Source organism: Echinicola strongylocentroti (genome assembly GCF_003260975.1).
Classification (GTDB): Bacteria; Bacteroidota; Bacteroidia; order Cytophagales; family Cyclobacteriaceae; genus Echinicola; species Echinicola strongylocentroti.
Genome location: NZ_CP030041.1, coordinates 6,147,430 through 6,164,627 on the forward strand (window position 1 = coordinate 6,147,430; position 17,198 = coordinate 6,164,627).

Sequence of the window (17,198 nt, forward strand, 5' to 3'; positions counted from 1 at the left end):
CCATGAACATTAAAAATAACGCTATCATATACCTTGTGGGGCTGGTCATGGCACTGGTCTCCTGTTCGGATCCTTATGAGGATACCACGTTTACTGCTTACGAAGAGCTGCCCATATCCTTGCTGCTGGAATCACAGCCGGAGAAATTCTCCATGTGGGTAGCACTGATGCGACATGCAGACATGTACAATACGCTAAATCTCAAAAGTACCTATACGGTGTTCGCACCAACCAATGATGGGGTGCAGGAATATTTGGATGCCAATGGATGGGCTGATGTGACGGACATACCCAAAGAGGATGCTACCTATTTGGTAAAGTACCATACCATCAATCAGGTGAAAATCGGCCAAAGCCAATTTGAAAACGGTGTCATCAATGACCGTAATGCTACTGATGACAACCTTTCGATCGAATTTCGCGAAGGCGGGCTAAATGCGATTTACCTGAACGGAGCATCACGGATCGTGGACTTGGACATCGAGGCGACCAACGGTATTATCCATGGACTGGAGGATGTGCTGGTGCCCGTGACGGCCACCATCATGGACCGATTGGGAGATGAGCGCTTTTCTATTTTCCGAGAAGCAGTGGAAGCCGTGGGAAGGACCGATATGCTCAATACCATCGTGATAGAGGAAACCGATGTGACCGGTAATCCCTTGGAATATAGGATTCGAATGACGGCTTTTGCTGTGCCTGATGAGGTGTATGCCCAAGATGGAATCATGGGACTTGCCGACCTAATTGAGAAATTGGAGGTCGAAGGAGACCAGTACACCGATCCGGAAAATGGGCTGCGGAAGTACGTGGATTACCACTTGCTGTCGCAGGTAAGGTCTTTTGCGGATTTAGGTGATTTTCCGGAAGGAGAAATTTCCATGAACATCAACACGCTGGCTACCAATGAACTGATCAATATCGCCGACCGCTCAGGAAGTCTGGTCATGAACTATGATACTGCTGCCAACAGAGGCGTGTCCTTTATAGAGGAAAATATCAATTGCAAAAACGGTGTCATGCATGAAGTGGACCATTGGATGCCGCTTTTTACGCCAGAGCGGGTGACGGTGATATGGGACTTGACGGACTATGCTGACCTGCAAGCCCTCTGCGACCAATACCAAAACAGCAGTCTAAATTCGACTTACACGCGGACATTTACCCAAGAGGAGTTGAGTTGCTATACTTGGAAATCCACTCCGGAGTATCGACCAAATGCAGTCGCCTACCGCAATAATCGTGGAGCAGACGGAATCTGGTATGCAGATGCGGTCAACCACGACCACATAAGACTGGATTTGGGTCAATCCGGATGGATCGAAATGGAAACGCCCGTACTGATCAAAGGAAGTTATGAAATCACCATGACCTACCTCAGTTATACCGAGTCTGAAAATACAGGTTACCTGCAATGCTCCATGGATGGCAAGCGACTGGGCAGCCAGTGGCCTGTATCCAATAGGCGCTATGACAGGGCATTGGAGAGGAGGATGACCAGCTCGTTCACCTTTGATGAAACCGGCAGTCACACCTTGAGGATTGTGGCCATTGACGGTGAGTTACTTACACTTGATCACATCAGATTTAAACCTGTTGACTAACAATGAAACCCATGAAAAATTTTAAATACATACTTGGATTGCTTGTCTTGCTTTGTGTGGCATGTGAGGAGACATGGGACGAGCATTATGGACTGGAAGGGACAGATGAAACTGCCCAGGTGGTTTCCGAGCTCAATCTGCTGGATTACCTAAAAGCAAATCCTGACTATGCCAAATTTGTGGAGGCTTTGGAAGAGCAAGGTATCGCCGAGGAACTGACCAGAGATCAATATTTGTCCGTTTGGGCAGTGAATAACGAAGGAATGGAAGCTCTCCAGCAGATGGACATGGAAGCTGAATTTGTCCTGCGCTATCATATCAACAATTTGACCTATGATATGAGCAAACTGCGGGATGGTCTTCGACTTCGGTCACTTAACGGGAAATACATTCCAGTGACCAAAAAAGTAGAAAATACCATTCAAGTGGCGGATGCCACCATCACCAATGGAAACCAGTTTTGCCAAAACGGAGTAGTTCATGAAATCAGTGAACTGATGGTGCCGGATGAGAGCATTTATAATTATGTCTACAAGCTTTCGGACGATTTCTCCATGATCAGGGATTCTGTATTTGCCGCCAATGATACGGTATTTGATGCGCAAAACAGTATTCCGATTGGGGTGGATAAGTCAGGAAACACCATTTACGATTCGGCTTTTGTCATTGAGAATCCGATTTTCGAGGAGGTTGACTTCAGGTCAGAATTTTCTCAAGTGACCATGTTTGTGCCTAGTAACCAAGTGGTGGCCAATTGCTTCGATAACCTTCAGGGGCTTTATGACCAGTTTGGCAAGCCATTTACCAGAGAGGATTCGCTGACAGCCTGGAACTGGATCATGGATGCTGTCTTCTACGATGAGGTAGTGGAGGATTATGGCACAGAAGAGGATTTGATATCGGCATTTGGTGCTCGATGGAAGACTTCTGTACAAGGCGTGAACACCCAATACAAGCGGATGAGCAATGGCCGAATCTATGATGTCAACTTCCTAAAAATCCCCAATAACGTCCATATATCGGCGATCAAGCAGTTGTTTTACTATTATGAATTTGTACCTGATGAGCAGCGAGATGAACTCTTCACCTTCCACAATGCCACAGAGATCAGGGCACAAGGAACGGATAATTATTCATTCCCTAGTCTCAATGTTTCCGGTACCTACACCATTCTAAGGTTGTTTGGTGACAATATTCCCGGTCAACCTTTGGCAGTGGACTATACGCCAGTGAAGCTGGATAGAAATGAGGACGGTACCACGTCTGCTTCTGTAGTGGAGGTTCCGCCAGGTGAATATAACCTCTACATGGGCGTCCAGTCCAAAAACCATCCGTTCTTGAACGTTTACATTGATGACCAATTGGTCGCTTCTGAGCTAAATGTGGAGCCTTCTTCACCATGGAACTATGACCGTAGCACCAATACCGTTTCCGGTACCAAATGGGATGGCCTCGGCGGCTTGGTCGGCGTGGTGAACATCGAAGGTGATGAAATACGCACATTCAAGATCAGGGTAGAGGTGGCTTTGCTGGGAAAATCCTCCAGAGAAGAAATGAAGCTCTACCACTGGGCACTTGTACCCACCCAAAATAACTATTGATGAAAATGGAAGGAACAATGATAAAACAACATAAACTAGCCTTGATGTTGGCCTTGATGATGGTTATCGCCTTTGGGGCCAATTCCCAGCAAGTGCTAAAAGGAAAGGTGAGCAGCCCCTATGGGAATGAACCTATCAGTGACGCTTATATTTCCATAGAAAATAAAGAAAATACCGCCCAGACAGATGGGCAGGGGACATTCAGTATCGAACTGGACGAATTGGAAGGGAACCTGATCGTTTGGTCACCAGGGTTTCAGGAGCAGACCATTCCACTTTTGGGAAGGGATTATATAGAAGTGATACTGCTTCCGCAGCGAACAGACTACTATGAAGTACCGGCAAAGAATGATGAGCAGGGCAGCATGAAAGGAGAGCTGCTTCCTTCTGAGCGCTTCAAGCCTAGTGCCATGTATGTGGAGGATGTGCTCCAAGGGGCTTTTCCGGGACTGAATGTCATCAATAAAAGCGGCATGCCCGGTGAAGGAGCCTATGTCAATTTAAGAGGAATCCGTTCCCTGACCGGTAGAAATGCGCCGTTGATCGTCATCAATGGTATGCCTTACCTGCAGGATTTGAACAATTCAGCAATTATCAAGGGCTATTCGCCAAGTATGTTTAATGTGATCAGTGTCGATGATATTGACAATATCAAGTTGGTCAAAGGGAGTGCAGCATCACGCTACGGCTCCATGGGCTCCAATGGCGTCTTGCTGATCGAAACCAGTTCTCCGGAAGACATGGAAACGGTCATTGAGTTTTCAGGACAATATGGTATGGCCTACAACAACAAAAGGCTGCCCGTGCTGGGAGTAGATGACTTCAAGAGCTATATCGGAGATGTGGGACTTACCCGCTATGAAGACATGGGAGACATGCTGGACCTCTTTCCTTTCTTGCGGGATGATCCTGACTATTACTACAATTTCCTGTATAACAATGATACCGATTGGCAAGATTTGATCAATAAATCATCTTTTGTCACCTCTAATCACTTGCGTGTAAAGGGCGGAGATGCCATTGCCAAATACGACCTGTCGGTAGGGGCGAGTAATCAGGGAGGTACCTATGACAATACCAACTTCACCCGCTATACTACTCGACTAAATGCCCAGATCGAGCTAAGTCAACGGTTCCAATTGGTGACCTCGATGGGCTTGACCTATGGTAATAGCAAGTTGCATGAGCAGATTCTCTCTGATGCTACCAATCCTCTAATGGCGGCTTTGTACAAGGCGCCGATCTTGAGCCCATATAAGAAAGATGAATACAATAACCAGCTACCGGCTTATGATGCTGTTAGGCAGTTTGGGGTCTCCAATCCCTTGGCAGTAGTGAATGATACCAAGATGGAGTCGGACAATTTTGATGCTTTCTTGAATACCGGGTTGAATTTTGAGGTGAACGACCATACGAAAATGCAAGCGGTATTTGGGTATTATTCAGGGTACAAGCGGCAGTCTGCCTTTATCCCTGGTAGGTCCAGCCAGACCATCACCCCCCAAGAAGAGGGCGTGGCACTTAACACCGCCAGAGCAGGCACCGGCAAAGTCTCCAATTTATTCTATAAAGTCAATGCAGACATTGTGGAGGAACTGGCAGGCAACCCATTGGAAGCGGGAATAGGTTATCAAGGGATCATGACCAGACAGGAGTTTGATGGGGGATTTGGGCGGAATACCAGCTCGGATTTCTACAAGACGCTTTCTTATGTCGATGCTGAAGGAAGATATTTTTCAGGCTATTATGATTCCTGGAACTGGATGAGCCTTTATGGTTATGCCAAATACACTATAGGGAATCAGTGGATTGCCTCCTTGAATGTGTCTGCTGATGGTGCTTCCTCTACGGGAGCCGATGCGTCCAGGTTTGGGGTATTTCCAGGATTGGAAATGACCTGGCAGGCAAAGAACAGTCCGTGGCTGAAGAATAGCCACGTTATAAATCAATTGGATGTGCATGTGGGCTATGGGCTTACTGGAAACAGTCAATATCCTTCTGGCCTGAGCCGTCAGTTTTATACCAGTCAGGCTTACCGTCAGTTGGCGGGAATCGTAAATGGCAATGTGGCCAACACCAGCCTTGGAAGAGAGCGCAACCAAAATTTCGATGCAGGCATAGATGCTGGATTCTTCGATCGACGACTTGTAGCCAGCCTAAACGTGTACCAGACGATTTCTTCGGACGTGGTTTTTCCCCAAAGTATTTCCTCGGTATATGGCATTGACGAAAGGTATGTCAACGGTGCCAAGCTGGAAAACAAAGGGATTGAAGCAGCACTACAGTTGCGACTGGTAGATAGCAGGGATGTGAGCTGGAGCGTAGGCGGTACCATCAATAAAAACCAAAACAAGATTACAGAGATGGAAGGTGCCGATGGCGCTGTCATCCGTGAGATGGATGGTGGAAAATGGGCCGTTTCTTCCGCAGTTGGTGAAAACCCTTACAATTTCTATGGATTTGTCTCCAACGGCGTGATCAGTACGCAGGAAGCTGCCGACGCCTTGGGCTTGGTGGATTTTAAAGGAGACCAGTTCAATGCCGGAGACATCCAATTTGAGGATTTGAATCAGGATGGGGTCATTGACGATCAGGATAGAACCATCATCGGTGATGCATCTCCGGATTTCTTTGGCAGCTTCTTTACGCAAGTGAGGTACAAGAAACTGTCGCTATCTGCGCAGTTTACCTTCAGTGCTGGAAATCAAATCTATAACGGCGTGAGAAGGGAAATGGAATCGTTGAGCGATTTTAGGAACCAGTCATTGGCGGTAGACAAGAGATGGCAGACGGATGGCCAGCAGACCGATATTCCCAAGGCCAATTACGGTGACCCGATGGGCAACGGCCGCTTTTCCGATCGCTGGATAGAAGATGGATCATTCATGCGGCTCAACAACGTCACACTGAGCTATCAGCTGGGCAAATGGAGCTTTTTTGAAGGCGGTGAAGTGTACTTGGCAGGAGAAAACCTCCTGACATTTACGGACTATTTAGGGCTGGACCCAGTGGTATCCTATGCTTATCAGCCGGCCTGGCAAGGAGTAGATTATGGTGCTATGCCGCTTCCATCTACCGTGAAATTTGGTTTTAACCTACAATTTTAATGACATCAGCTATGAAGTATAATGCTTTTTATAAATACACCTTACTCTTGGGCTTATTGGCCTTTGGAAGCTGCGAAAGCTACTTTGAGACCGATACAGATGACATGCTCTTGGAGGAAAATTACATTGGCAATACCAATGAACTGTATTCTGGATACATGGGCATTGCGGCCAAGGTGCAGACAGTCGCCGATAAGGCCATCTTCCTTTCGGAGCTGAGAGGGGATTTCCTCGAGCCGACCGACAATGCTCCTCAGGAATTGTGGGAAATCTATAACCATAGCAGCAGTCCCGGCAACAGCCTAGCGGATCCCAGTGGATACTATGACGTGATCTCCAATGCCAACAATTACATCAAAAAAGCCTTCGAATACAAACAGGCCAATCCCAATGCGGTGGAGGATGCTGTTTTTGAGCCTTTGGTGAGTGGAGCGATCCGCTTCAAGGTTTGGGCTTACCTGATGCTGGGCAAGCTGTATGGCGAGGCAGTCTACTTGGATGAACCATTGACAGAAGAAGCCGACTTTTCAAAGTATCCCACCATGGGATTCGAAGAACTTATCGGCCAACTCATCAGCCTGATGGAAGGCGGGGTCAATGGTATAAACGGTAAGCAGGTGCTGATCTGGTCGGACCTGTTGTTTCCTGGTGTGAGTACTTCTGCACAGGACCTTACTTGGAACATGATCTGTCCTTCTCCAGAGCCACTTCTCATTGAGCTTTACCTTTGGAATGGCAATTATGAGCAGGTGGTGAATTTGGGCATGTCTTTTATCTATGATGAGGGCAGTGGCCGGTATAAGCTCGGCAATGATGATTATAATGGGGAGTGGATCCAGTTCTTTTACCGTGACCCGATCACCAAGACCCGGGAGCTGATCAATATTGTTCCTTTTGACTACCAACGTCAACAGACCAATAGATTGATCGAATATTTCTCCAATACGGAGCCCAACAAGTACTACTTGCGCCCAACAGATGCCGCTATGGAGCGTTTTCAGCAGCAGGTGAGGCAGGATGGAGTCACCATTGGAGATAATTATCGGGGGGAAAATTACACCTACTGGAGACAGAATGGCGAGTGGGTCGTCCGTAAGTTTTCACGTGCGCACGAGTCTGCCGACAATATCTACAAGAATGATGTCCATGTTGTGCTATATCGTGCTGGCGATGTTCATTTGTTCATAGCCGAAGCGCTTAATCAAATGGAGAAATTCAAGGAAGCAGAAGCATTCCTGAATGACGGAATCCAAAATTACCTATCCAAAAATGAAGGGAACCTAGCGTATCCTCTGGACAATGAAACGTATAATTCTGCCCTCAATGTCAACTGGGGAGTAAGAAGGAGAATTGACCTAGGGCCAGTCTTTCCGGAAGGCTTGAGCAAGGATGAACTGGATACACCAGAGAAGATCGAAGAATATAAAAAAGGCTTGGATAGTTTGCTCTTGGAAGAAACTTGCATGGAAAGTGCTGGGGAAGCAAGGTCTTATTTTGCCATGATCCGGATGGCCAAGCGGTGGAATGATCCAAGCATGCTGGCAGACCGGGTCAGTGCCAAATATCCGGCAGGCAAACGAGAAAGCATCAAAAACCTGCTGATGCAGCCAGAAAACTGGTTCATTGACTATGATTTAAATCAATAAGATTAAACCCGGATTATGCGTTGGGAATCGTAGTGAGAGCTGAAAGTGCAAGAAAATCAGTTAGTTTGGAGGCATTAGCGTAGCACCGCTACGGTTACGCCTCCAAACTAAAGTGAAACGACTGATTTTGAAGCAGTTTCAGGTCGCAACAGATAGGCTAATGCATATTCCGGGTTAAACCAAAAGCTCACATTAATGCCTTTAGTAACTCAGTTCCGCCCAGATTGACCGTTGGTTGAATTTGGGCGGAGTTGAAAGGTCATTGCAAAATGACTCGACACTAGGGGTTTGTTAATCCAGTACAGGATCGGGTGATTTTTTGCCCGGTCTTGTCTTTTTTAGTAGTGAGATGTGAGGTATGAGTCTTGAGTCCCTGCGGGGCGAGGAGGTAGCTGGGTTGTGCTGGGTCTCTGCCCCAACACGTTGAAGAATTGAGACTCTGACTCCCCGGGTTGTGCTGGGTCTCTGCCCCAGCACTGGCAAGCTTTGAGTCTCTGACTCAATTAACCCCAGTAACTCAATAACCCAATCATTAAGTAACTGATAACTAAAAATTCAAGCGATAATGAACAAAATAGTACCATTTGTATTGGCCTTTTTGGTCACCTCCCTGACCTATGCGCAACAATTGGCCTTTCCTGGGGCGGAAGGTTTTGGGAGGTTTGCCACAGGAGGGAGAGGTGGAACCGTGTACAAAGTAACCAATCTTGATGATTCAGGGCCCGGCTCTTTTCGTGATGCTGTCAGTGAGCCCAACCGCACGGTGGTATTTGAAGTGGGCGGGATCATCAGGATCCAGTCGCGGATAATAGTTCGGGAAAACATCACCATTGCTGGCCAAACGGCACCTGGCGACGGGATTACCATCTATGGCAATGGACTGTCCTACACCGAAGCAAATAATACCATTACACGTTACATCCGTGTCAGGATGGGCAAAGTGGGTGATAAAGGTAAAGATGCCGTAGCCATAGCCACGGGGCATGATATGATCTTTGACCATGTCTCCATTACTTGGGGAAGGGACGGTACCTTCGATCTGAACGGGGATGTGAAGGAGGTGACTTTACAGCACAGCATTATTGGACAGGGACTACAGACGCATTCTACAGGAGGGCTTATCCAGCCTTCTGGCGGGGTATCTATCTTAAACTGCCTCTGGATCAATAACCACACCCGTAACCCCAAAGTAAAGGGTACCAACCAGTACGTCAATAATGTAGTGTATAACTGGGCAGTGGCGGGCTATATCCAAGGCGGAGGATCAGCACGATTGTCCCATGCCAATGTTATTGGAAACTATTTTATCGCCGGTCCCGAAACAGGCGATACACCACCATTTAATCGATCCAACGAGAACTTTCACCTCTATGCCCGTGACAATTGGTATGATGGAAACGTGAATGGCCAATTGGATGGTAAAGTAGTGGAGAAGACAGTCTACGAGCCAGTGACCTGGATGGAGGCACCTTTTGATTATCCTGAAGTCACCATAAAACCCGCACTGACAGCTTATCAAGAAGTAATGGAAGGGGTAGGGGCATCGCTGCGCCGAGATGAGGTGGATGAATTTCTTATCAAGGACTTAGCGTCGCTAGGGAAGACAGGAAGAACCATCAGTGATGAAATGAACTTGCCCATGAAAGGCCCCGGAAAAGTAAAGGGTGGCAAAGCTCCAAAAGACCGTGATGGTGATGGCATGCCTGACCGCTATGAAAAGCAACAAGGGCTTGATCCCAAAGATGATAGCGATAGGAACAGGACAGATAAGTATGGTTATACCGCGTTAGAAAACTATCTTAATACTTTGGTAAACGATCGGCAGATAACCTTCAATGAATAGCATCAAACGATTGATTTATTATACTGAATATTAGATAGTTAATACTTGTTAATTGAACAAGGTTCAATGGATTGGTTTACCGATTGACTAGCGTTTAAATAAATACAAAAAGACAATAGTACCCTCATGATCAAATTTTCTTTTTCCCCTTCCTTTCGCACGTGGTGTGTGTTACTGCTTTCAGGAATAGCCGTTTTTGGCTGTGCTGGTAATGATGAACATAATGAAGAAAACTCCGGTGGTGGCATTGACCGGTTTGCTTTGGTAAATCGCCATAATGTGGAGCTGGAAAAACCAGATACCTTGGCCTCACTCAGTGTCGGGAATGGTGAGTTTGCCTATACGGTGGATGTCAGTGGGCTGCAGACGTTCCCTGAATATTATGAAAAGGGCGTTTCCCTTGGCACGCAGAGCCAATGGGGTTGGCATGCCTTTCCCAATCCTGACAACTACCGCTGGGAAGAGATCTTGCGGTATGACACATCGGCCATTGGTCAGGTGATTTCGTTTCCTGTTCAGTGGAAAGAGGGCAGGAAGAAGAAAGTTACCGATTATTTTCGTACCAGCCCTCATCGGTTGCACTTGGGGATTATTGGACTGGAAATCACCAAAGAAGATGGCTCAAAAGTAATGGTGGACGACCTGCAGGATGTCCATCAGGAGCTGGATCTCTGGAAAGGAAAGATCACTAGTGAATACAGTATAGAAGGACAGCCCGTGAAGGTGGAGCTGTATGGGCATCAGGAAAAAGATGGTATCTCAGCCAAGATCAGTTCTCCTTTAGTGGCCAGTGGAAAATTAAAAGTGAAATTCAGGTTTCCTTACGGTTCGGGATGTCATGTTTGCCCGGGATATGATTGGACACAGCCTGATAAGCATGATTCTTATCTGGAAGTGATGCGGCCAAGTCAGGTACGTATTTCCAGAACGCTGGACAGTGCCAAGTACGTGACAGATGTGAGCTGGGAAGGGAACGGCGCCTTCGAAACGGCAGCAAAGCATACGTTTTTGCTGAATGCCCAAGAAGGACAAGAAACCTTGGAGTTCACAGCATTGTTTTCCGAAGAGGGAGAAAGCGAACTGCCTGACTTTGGCTCGACAGCTAAGAGTAGTGAAGCTGGCTGGGAGGAGTTTTGGCAATCGGGTGGAGCTATTGACTTCTCGGAATGTACCGATGAGCGTGCCAATGAACTCGAAAGGAGAGTAGTGCTTTCCCAATATTTGACGAAAGTAAACTGCGCAGGTTCCCTGCCGCCCCAAGAGACCGGATTGACCATGAACAGCTGGTATGGCAAATTCCACATGGAAATGCATTGGTGGCATGGTGCCCATTTTGGACTATGGAACCGCATCGGATTGATGGAGAAGAGCCTTCCGTGGTATTTTAGTTCGCTGGAGAAAGCCAGGGCCACCGCCAAACGTCAAGGTTATGAAGGTGCCAGATGGCAAAAGATGACCGATCCCTATGGAGATGAGAGTCCTTCCAGCGTAGCACCTTACCTGATCTGGCAGCAGCCACATATCCTCTACTTTGTAGAGCAAATTTATCAGGCACGCCCTGAAGCAGCCACATTGGAGAAGTACAAAGAACTGGTGTTTGAGACAGCTGAATTTATGGCCTCTTTTGCCAAGGACAGTAAAGGCGATGGCAAATACCATTTGATAGCACCGCTGATTCCTGCGCAAGAACTGTTTCCTGCCAATGCCACTGATGACCCGCCATTTGAGTTGGCCTACTGGCACTATGGGCTGAACGTAGCCCTTGACTGGCAGGAGCGTCTTGGTATGGAAGAAAATAAAAAATGGCGTGAAGTACTGGACAATTTGGCGCCTTTGGCGATCAAGGATAGCCTGTACTTGCCCAGCAGTACCCATCCAAGGGCTTATGAGGACGATTTTTACCTGCATGACCATCCTGTCGTGCTAGGTGCATATGGCATTCTGCCCAAAACAGAAATGATCGACACCACCATCATGAAAAATACCTTGGAGAAGATCCTGAAAATTTGGAACTGGGAAACTACCTGGGGCTGGGATTATCCGATGATGGCCATGAATGCTGCCAGATTGGATATGCCGGAGACGGCTTTGGACGCCCTGTTTATGGGAGAAGAGAAAAATACCTATTTGCCCAATGGGCATAATTATCAAGATAAAAGGCTTAGGATTTACCTCCCAGGAAATGGCGGCCTGCTGACCACCGTGGCCATGATGGCTGCCGGATGGGAAGGAGCTCCCGACAGACCAACTCCCGGATTCCCGGACAATGGCAAATGGAACGTGAAGTGGGAAGGATTGAGGGAGATGCCGTAGGTGAGTTGTGAGACATGAGTATTGAGACTTGAGATATGAGAATGCTGGGTTGTGCTGAGGCCTATGTTGGGGTTGTGCTGGGTCTCTGCCCCAGCACGGGCAAGCTTTGAGTCTCTGACTCAATTAAACTGTTCAAGATTTGTAATCTTACCACTTGACAACCTTCAAAACATTTAACAAAACAATTGAACCATTACCATGAAAAAAATAAGCATACTGCTAATCGTCTCCGTGTTTTTTGCGCAGCTGACTTTCGGTCAAGAAAGGCCGATTTCCACAAGCTTGGATTGGTCAGAGCGGATGGCACTATCGGTGATGAAGCGCAATCCTGAAGCGTGGCAAGTTGACTTTATGGACCGTCCGGTGTGGAGTTATCCACAGGGGCTGATGTTGCATGCTTTTGAGGAGCTGTGGAAAGAGACTGGCGATGATAAATATTACGAATACATCAAAGCTTATGCGGATAAGTTGATCGATCCTTCCGGTGAGATCAAAACCTATAAGTACGAGACGTACAATATTGACATGATCAATTCCGGAAAATTGTTGTTTAACCTTTACAATAAAACGGATGATGAGAAATACAAAACGGCGATAGAAACCCTGAGGAAGCAGTTGAGGTACCAACCAAAGACCAGCGAAGGTGGTTTTTGGCACAAGGCACGGTACACCAACCAGATGTGGCTTGACGGTGCCTATATGGGTACACCCTTTTTGTTGCAGTATGCGCAGGAGCTTGATGATCCGGCAGCTTTTGATGAGGGAGTATTACAGCTGGTGCTGATGGAAAAACACCTGCGCGATCCCAAAACCGGCTTGCTTTACCATGGTTGGGATGAAAGCAAATTCCAAGCTTGGTCCGATCCTGAAACAGGCCGATCTCCCAATATCTGGGGCAGGGCAATGGGTTGGTATGCCATGGCCGTGGTAGATGCATTGGATTTTCTACCAGAAGAACATTATGGACGGGTGGTGCTGAAGGGCATCTTACAGCGTCTGGCCGTGGCTGTTCGTGAGCATCAAGATGCAGCAAGCGGCTTGTGGTACCAGGTGATTGACCGAGGTGGGGAAGAAGGCAACTACCTGGAGGCGTCGGCTTCAAGCATGTTTGTCTACGCCCTTGCCAAAGGCGTAAACCAAGGCCATCTAGACCCTTCTTTCAAGCAGACGGCAGAGAAGGGATTTGATGGCTTGGTGGATCAATTGATAGAGGTGAAGGAAAATGGAGAAGTCAGTCTGACACAGGTTTGTGCTGTAGCAGGGCTTGGCGGAAGTCCATACCGCGATGGCACTTATGACTATTACGTCAATGAAAAAATCCGCATCAACGACCCCAAAGGTGTAGGGCCTTTTATCATGGCGGCCCTGGAGCTGGGGAGATGATTGTAAAATTTAGATTGCTTTTAAAGATCATAACGAATAAATAAAATGAACATTACCAGTAAGTTTTACATTTTAGGTTTGGCAGTAGCCATGTTGGTTGCGTCCTGCAGCCAAAAGTCGGAAAAGAAGGAGGATCAGACAGTAGCGGAGACTGGTCCATGGGCACAATTGGATTCCATCCGGGGCTTGATCACCGTACCGGAATTTCCCGATAAGGACTTTAATATTACCGAATACGGTGCCGAGGAAGGTGGCAAGGCATTGAATACCGAAGCCATTGCGGCGGCTATCAAAGCATGTAACGAGGCCGGTGGCGGACGAGTGGTCATTCCCCAAGGCGTTTATTTGACTGGTGCGGTGCATCTGCTGAGCAATGTGAACCTGCACCTGAAAGAAGGCGCCACCTTGCGGTTTAGCCGTGATCCCAAAGATTTTTTGCCCTTGGTAAGAAGTCGATGGGAGGGAATGGAGCTAATGAACTATTCTCCTTTCATCTATGCTTATCAGCAAGAAAACATTGCGATTACTGGCAAGGGAGTACTGGATGGCCATGCAGATATGGAAAACTGGTGGCCTTGGTGTGGTGCCAAGCATTTTGGCTGGAAAGAAGGTATGGGAAGGCAGAATCCTTCCAGAAAGCTGTTGCATGAAATGGTGCACGATCAGGTGCCGTTGGACGAGCGGATTTTTGGGGAAGGGCATTATATGCGTCCACAGTTTGTCCAGCCTTTTGAATGCAAAAATGTTTTGATCCAAGATGTGAAGTTGATCAATGCCCCGATGTGGAACCTCCATCCGGTGTTGTGCGAAAATGTGACGGTAGAAAGGGTAAAGATAGAGACCCTTGGGCCAAACAATGACGGCTGTGATCCAGAAGCATGTAGGAACGTATTGATCAAGGATTGCTACTTTGACACTGGAGATGACTGTATCGCCATCAAATCTGGCCGAAATGAGGACGGAAGGATTCCGGGCATTCCATCGGAAAACATCATCATCGAAGGATGTGAAATGAAAGAAGGACACGGTGGTGTGGTGATGGGAAGTGAAATTTCCGGAGGTGTAAGGAATGTCTTCGCCCAAAACCTGGTAATGGACAGCCCCAACCTCGACCGGGTACTGCGCATCAAAACTTCGTCAAAAAGAGGCGGTACCGTGGAGAACATCTACATGCGTAATGTGGTCGTGGGCACTTACCGCGAAGCTGCTGTCCGCTTTAATATGTTCTATGAAGAAGAAGGAGAGCATATCCCTACCATCAAAAATGTCATCGTCGAAAACCTTCAAGTAAAAGACGGAGGAAAATACGCCGTCATGGCCAATGCCTATGAAAGTTCGCCAGTGACCAACTTTCAGATGATCAACTGCCGCATTGACGGAGTAGATGAGGTTTTTAACGTAAATCACATGGAGGATGTCAAATTTGATAACGTCCTGATCAATGGCGAAGAAGTGCACTATGAAAAGTAATGGTGCCGGACTAGGGAATATTTGGTTGGTAACCACATAGATAGTGCAGGGCAACGATGTTTGGCTAATGATGGAACGCTGATAACGCTGATCAGGCAGATTTTCACTGATTTTCTTAGGTTTATAACTAGCAGCCAATCGTGACAGTATTTCCTATTGTGGCCTATGTGTCTATGTTGTTAATTTTAAGACGGGTATTGTTTTAACCACATAGGCAGATAGAAGACATAGGTTTTTTGATTAATGATGGAACGCTGATAACACTGATCAGGCAGATTTTCACTGATTTTTTTGGTTTTACAAGTAGCAGCCAATCGTAGCAGTATTTCCTATTGTGGCCTATATGTCTATGTTGTTCAACTACATTTGGCATCTCACCCAAGAGCAGCTATCATAAGTGGTGGTGAGTTAAAAACTCAATTTTCGTGGTTCCGCAGCACAGCTGCTGGAACAACAAGTTACTACTGTGCCCTATGTACCTATGTTGTTAACCATAAATCGTAGTCTAAAGACGGGTATTGTATTTAACCACATAGGCAGATAGAAGACATAGGTTTTTTGGCTAATGATGGAACGCTGATCAGGCAGATTTTCACTGATTTTCTTAGGTTTATAACTAGCAGCCAATCGTAGCAGTATTTCCTATTGTGCCCTATGTGTCTATGTTGTTCAACTACATTTGGCATCTCACCCAAGAGCAGCTCTGAAAAGTAGAGGTGAGTTAAAAACTCAATTTTCGTGGTTCCGCAGCACAGCTGCTGGAACAACAAGTTACTACTGTGCCCTATGTACCTATGTTGTTCAACTACATCATGCTATAAAGAACGGTATATTGTATTTAACCACATAGGAAGATAGAATACATAGGTTTATTGAACGTGAAACATAAAAGCCCTCTCCCGGAATGGAAGAGGGCTGAATTATACAACCGATTTGGCTGTATAAGATAAGCAACGTTTTCTTTTATCGACCTTAGTCTATTATATAACGCAGCCAGGTATCCTTTTATTATATGACGTCTAATTCATGGCCTTGGCCACCTCGATGATGTGCTCACTGGGAACCTGACGTATTCTTTTGGTCCTTAAGTACCTTCCCAGCTCATACTCATCATAATGCGGACTGTCGGGGTCAAAACTACTGATCCGGACACGTCCCCTGGAGTGGATAAAGGAATTATTGCCAATCCACATGCCCACGTGCACAATCCTTTCTGGTTGGTCTTCAGTTGCTTTTCTTCCAAAGAACAATAAATCACCTACTTCCAGCTTATCCCAGTTTTTCTCCGTATCCACCAACTCTCCTTCATTCACTTGCTGGGATGCATCTCTTGGAATGACTTGGCCATTGAGGAAATAGATGGTTTTGGTAAATCCACTACAATCCACCCCCTTTATCGAAGTACCGCCCCAAAGGTAAGGTACTCCCATCATGTTTTTAGCTGTACTGATGAGGTTATTATCGCTTAATGACCGACTACTGATCCATTCTTCAAAGGGCATGGCCACCTCTTTTTCCAAATAGCCCGACCGACCATCGGGCAAGGCCACTTGGTAGTACTTTCTGTCTTCTCCAAGTAATTTCAATAAATTACCTGCAGTAAGGTCACTGACCATCATGGATTTATCCTCACTTTCATAGACATAGCCCAAGAGCCCTGTAAAAACCAATTTTGGGCTGGCTTCCCATTGATTGAAAGCATTCTTGTCCATGAGCGTTATACCTGCTGCATCCACCCAAGAAATGTACTTGTCTGGCGTCTGTACCAAATACCAACTGCCGGCTTTCTTCAGAACACTTACGGGAGTTCCCATCGTGGCTTGTGTGGCCAGCTCTGCCGAATGCTTGGGTGCACTTCGGATATTGGCTACAGAAATGGTCACCACACCGTGCGTTTTGCCCTCTAGGGCTGCATCAGGCAATTGTTCGACCACATTGGTGTAGGGAATACCAGCACTGTCCAGTTTGGCTGTCAATTCCCCTAATGCACGAGGAAGGTTCGTTTGCCCTTTTAAGGAATCATTGCTATAGGTGATATCAAATAGAGCAACACGCTTGTCTGGCGCATGGGATTCCTTTACCTGTGATATCAGGGGAGTAGCAGAATGGCTTTCCTCGTGATCAGGCTGACATCCTGAAAAAACACCTGCAACCAAAAGAAAGCAAGTTCCTAGGAATAATTTTAACTGTTTCATCTTCTTATAACCGTTGGATAACAACTACTAAATAAA

General features: G+C 46.7%; 9 protein-coding genes. 8 read left to right on the forward strand and 1 reads right to left on the reverse strand.

What is annotated here, in order from left to right; all coding sequences use genetic code 11:
• The first annotated feature begins 2 nt into the window (after positions 1-2).
• The 8 genes from DN752_RS23955 to DN752_RS23990 all read left to right on the forward strand — a co-directional run bounded on the left by DN752_RS23955 (position 3) and on the right by DN752_RS23990 (position 14,967).
• Positions 3-1,604 (forward strand): fasciclin domain-containing protein, encoded by a 1,602-nt coding sequence (locus tag DN752_RS23955; protein ID WP_112786307.1) that lies wholly within the window; start codon positions 3-5, stop codon positions 1,602-1,604.
• 11 nt (positions 1,605-1,615) lie between these two features.
• Positions 1,616-3,205, forward strand: a complete 1,590-nt coding sequence (locus DN752_RS23960) for a fasciclin domain-containing protein (protein WP_112786703.1) — start codon at positions 1,616-1,618, stop codon at positions 3,203-3,205.
• 17 nt (positions 3,206-3,222) lie between these two features.
• Complete coding sequence (locus DN752_RS23965; RefSeq protein ID WP_170134472.1) at positions 3,223-6,312, forward strand: SusC/RagA family TonB-linked outer membrane protein; 3,090 nt, start codon at positions 3,223-3,225, stop codon at positions 6,310-6,312.
• Entirely contained in the window at positions 6,312-7,958 is a 1,647-nt protein-coding gene (locus tag DN752_RS23970) for a RagB/SusD family nutrient uptake outer membrane protein (protein ID WP_245949399.1), read from the forward strand. Before DN752_RS23965 ends, DN752_RS23970 begins: the two co-directional genes overlap by 1 nt.
• 565 nt (positions 7,959-8,523) lie before the next feature.
• Positions 8,524-9,801, forward strand: a complete 1,278-nt coding sequence (locus DN752_RS23975) for a pectate lyase family protein (RefSeq protein ID WP_112786308.1) — start codon at positions 8,524-8,526, stop codon at positions 9,799-9,801.
• A gap of 126 nt (positions 9,802-9,927) precedes the next feature.
• Positions 9,928-12,114, forward strand: coding sequence for a glycoside hydrolase family 65 protein (locus DN752_RS23980; protein ID WP_112786309.1), 2,187 nt, complete (start codon positions 9,928-9,930; stop codon positions 12,112-12,114).
• A gap of 198 nt (positions 12,115-12,312) precedes the next feature.
• Positions 12,313-13,497, forward strand: a complete 1,185-nt coding sequence (locus DN752_RS23985) for a glycoside hydrolase family 88/105 protein (protein ID WP_112786310.1) — start codon at positions 12,313-12,315, stop codon at positions 13,495-13,497.
• A 45-nt stretch (positions 13,498-13,542) separates the two neighbouring features.
• Positions 13,543-14,967 carry a glycoside hydrolase family 28 protein gene (locus DN752_RS23990; RefSeq protein WP_112786311.1) on the forward strand — a complete coding sequence of 475 codons (1,425 nt, stop codon included), beginning with the start codon at positions 13,543-13,545 and terminating at the stop codon, positions 14,965-14,967.
• A gap of 1,019 nt (positions 14,968-15,986) precedes the next feature.
• Here the strand turns inward: DN752_RS23990 and DN752_RS23995 are convergent.
• Positions 15,987-17,162 carry a C40 family peptidase gene (locus DN752_RS23995; protein ID WP_112786312.1) on the reverse strand — a complete coding sequence of 392 codons (1,176 nt, stop codon included), beginning with the start codon at positions 17,160-17,162 and terminating at the stop codon, positions 15,987-15,989.
• Positions 17,163-17,198 lie beyond the last annotated feature (36 nt).

What these genes read in the sequence shown, in the direction of transcription:
- DN752_RS23980 (WP_112786309.1), top strand. Translation starts at nt 9,928, where the DNA reads ATGATCAAATTTTCTTTTTCCCCTTCCTTTCGCACGTGGTGTGTGTTA.
- DN752_RS23965 (WP_170134472.1), top strand. Translation starts at nt 3,223, where the DNA reads ATGATAAAACAACATAAACTAGCCTTGATGTTGGCCTTGATGATGGTT.
- DN752_RS23970 (WP_245949399.1), top strand. Translation starts at nt 6,312, where the DNA reads ATGACATCAGCTATGAAGTATAATGCTTTTTATAAATACACCTTACTC.
- DN752_RS23955 (WP_112786307.1), top strand. Translation starts at nt 3, where the DNA reads ATGAACATTAAAAATAACGCTATCATATACCTTGTGGGGCTGGTCATG.
- DN752_RS23960 (WP_112786703.1), top strand. Translation starts at nt 1,616, where the DNA reads ATGAAAAATTTTAAATACATACTTGGATTGCTTGTCTTGCTTTGTGTG.
- DN752_RS23990 (WP_112786311.1), top strand. Translation starts at nt 13,543, where the DNA reads ATGAACATTACCAGTAAGTTTTACATTTTAGGTTTGGCAGTAGCCATG.
- DN752_RS23985 (WP_112786310.1), top strand. Translation starts at nt 12,313, where the DNA reads ATGAAAAAAATAAGCATACTGCTAATCGTCTCCGTGTTTTTTGCGCAG.
- DN752_RS23995 (WP_112786312.1), bottom strand. Translation starts at nt 17,162, where the DNA reads ATGAAACAGTTAAAATTATTCCTAGGAACTTGCTTTCTTTTGGTTGCA.
- DN752_RS23975 (WP_112786308.1), top strand. Translation starts at nt 8,524, where the DNA reads ATGAACAAAATAGTACCATTTGTATTGGCCTTTTTGGTCACCTCCCTG.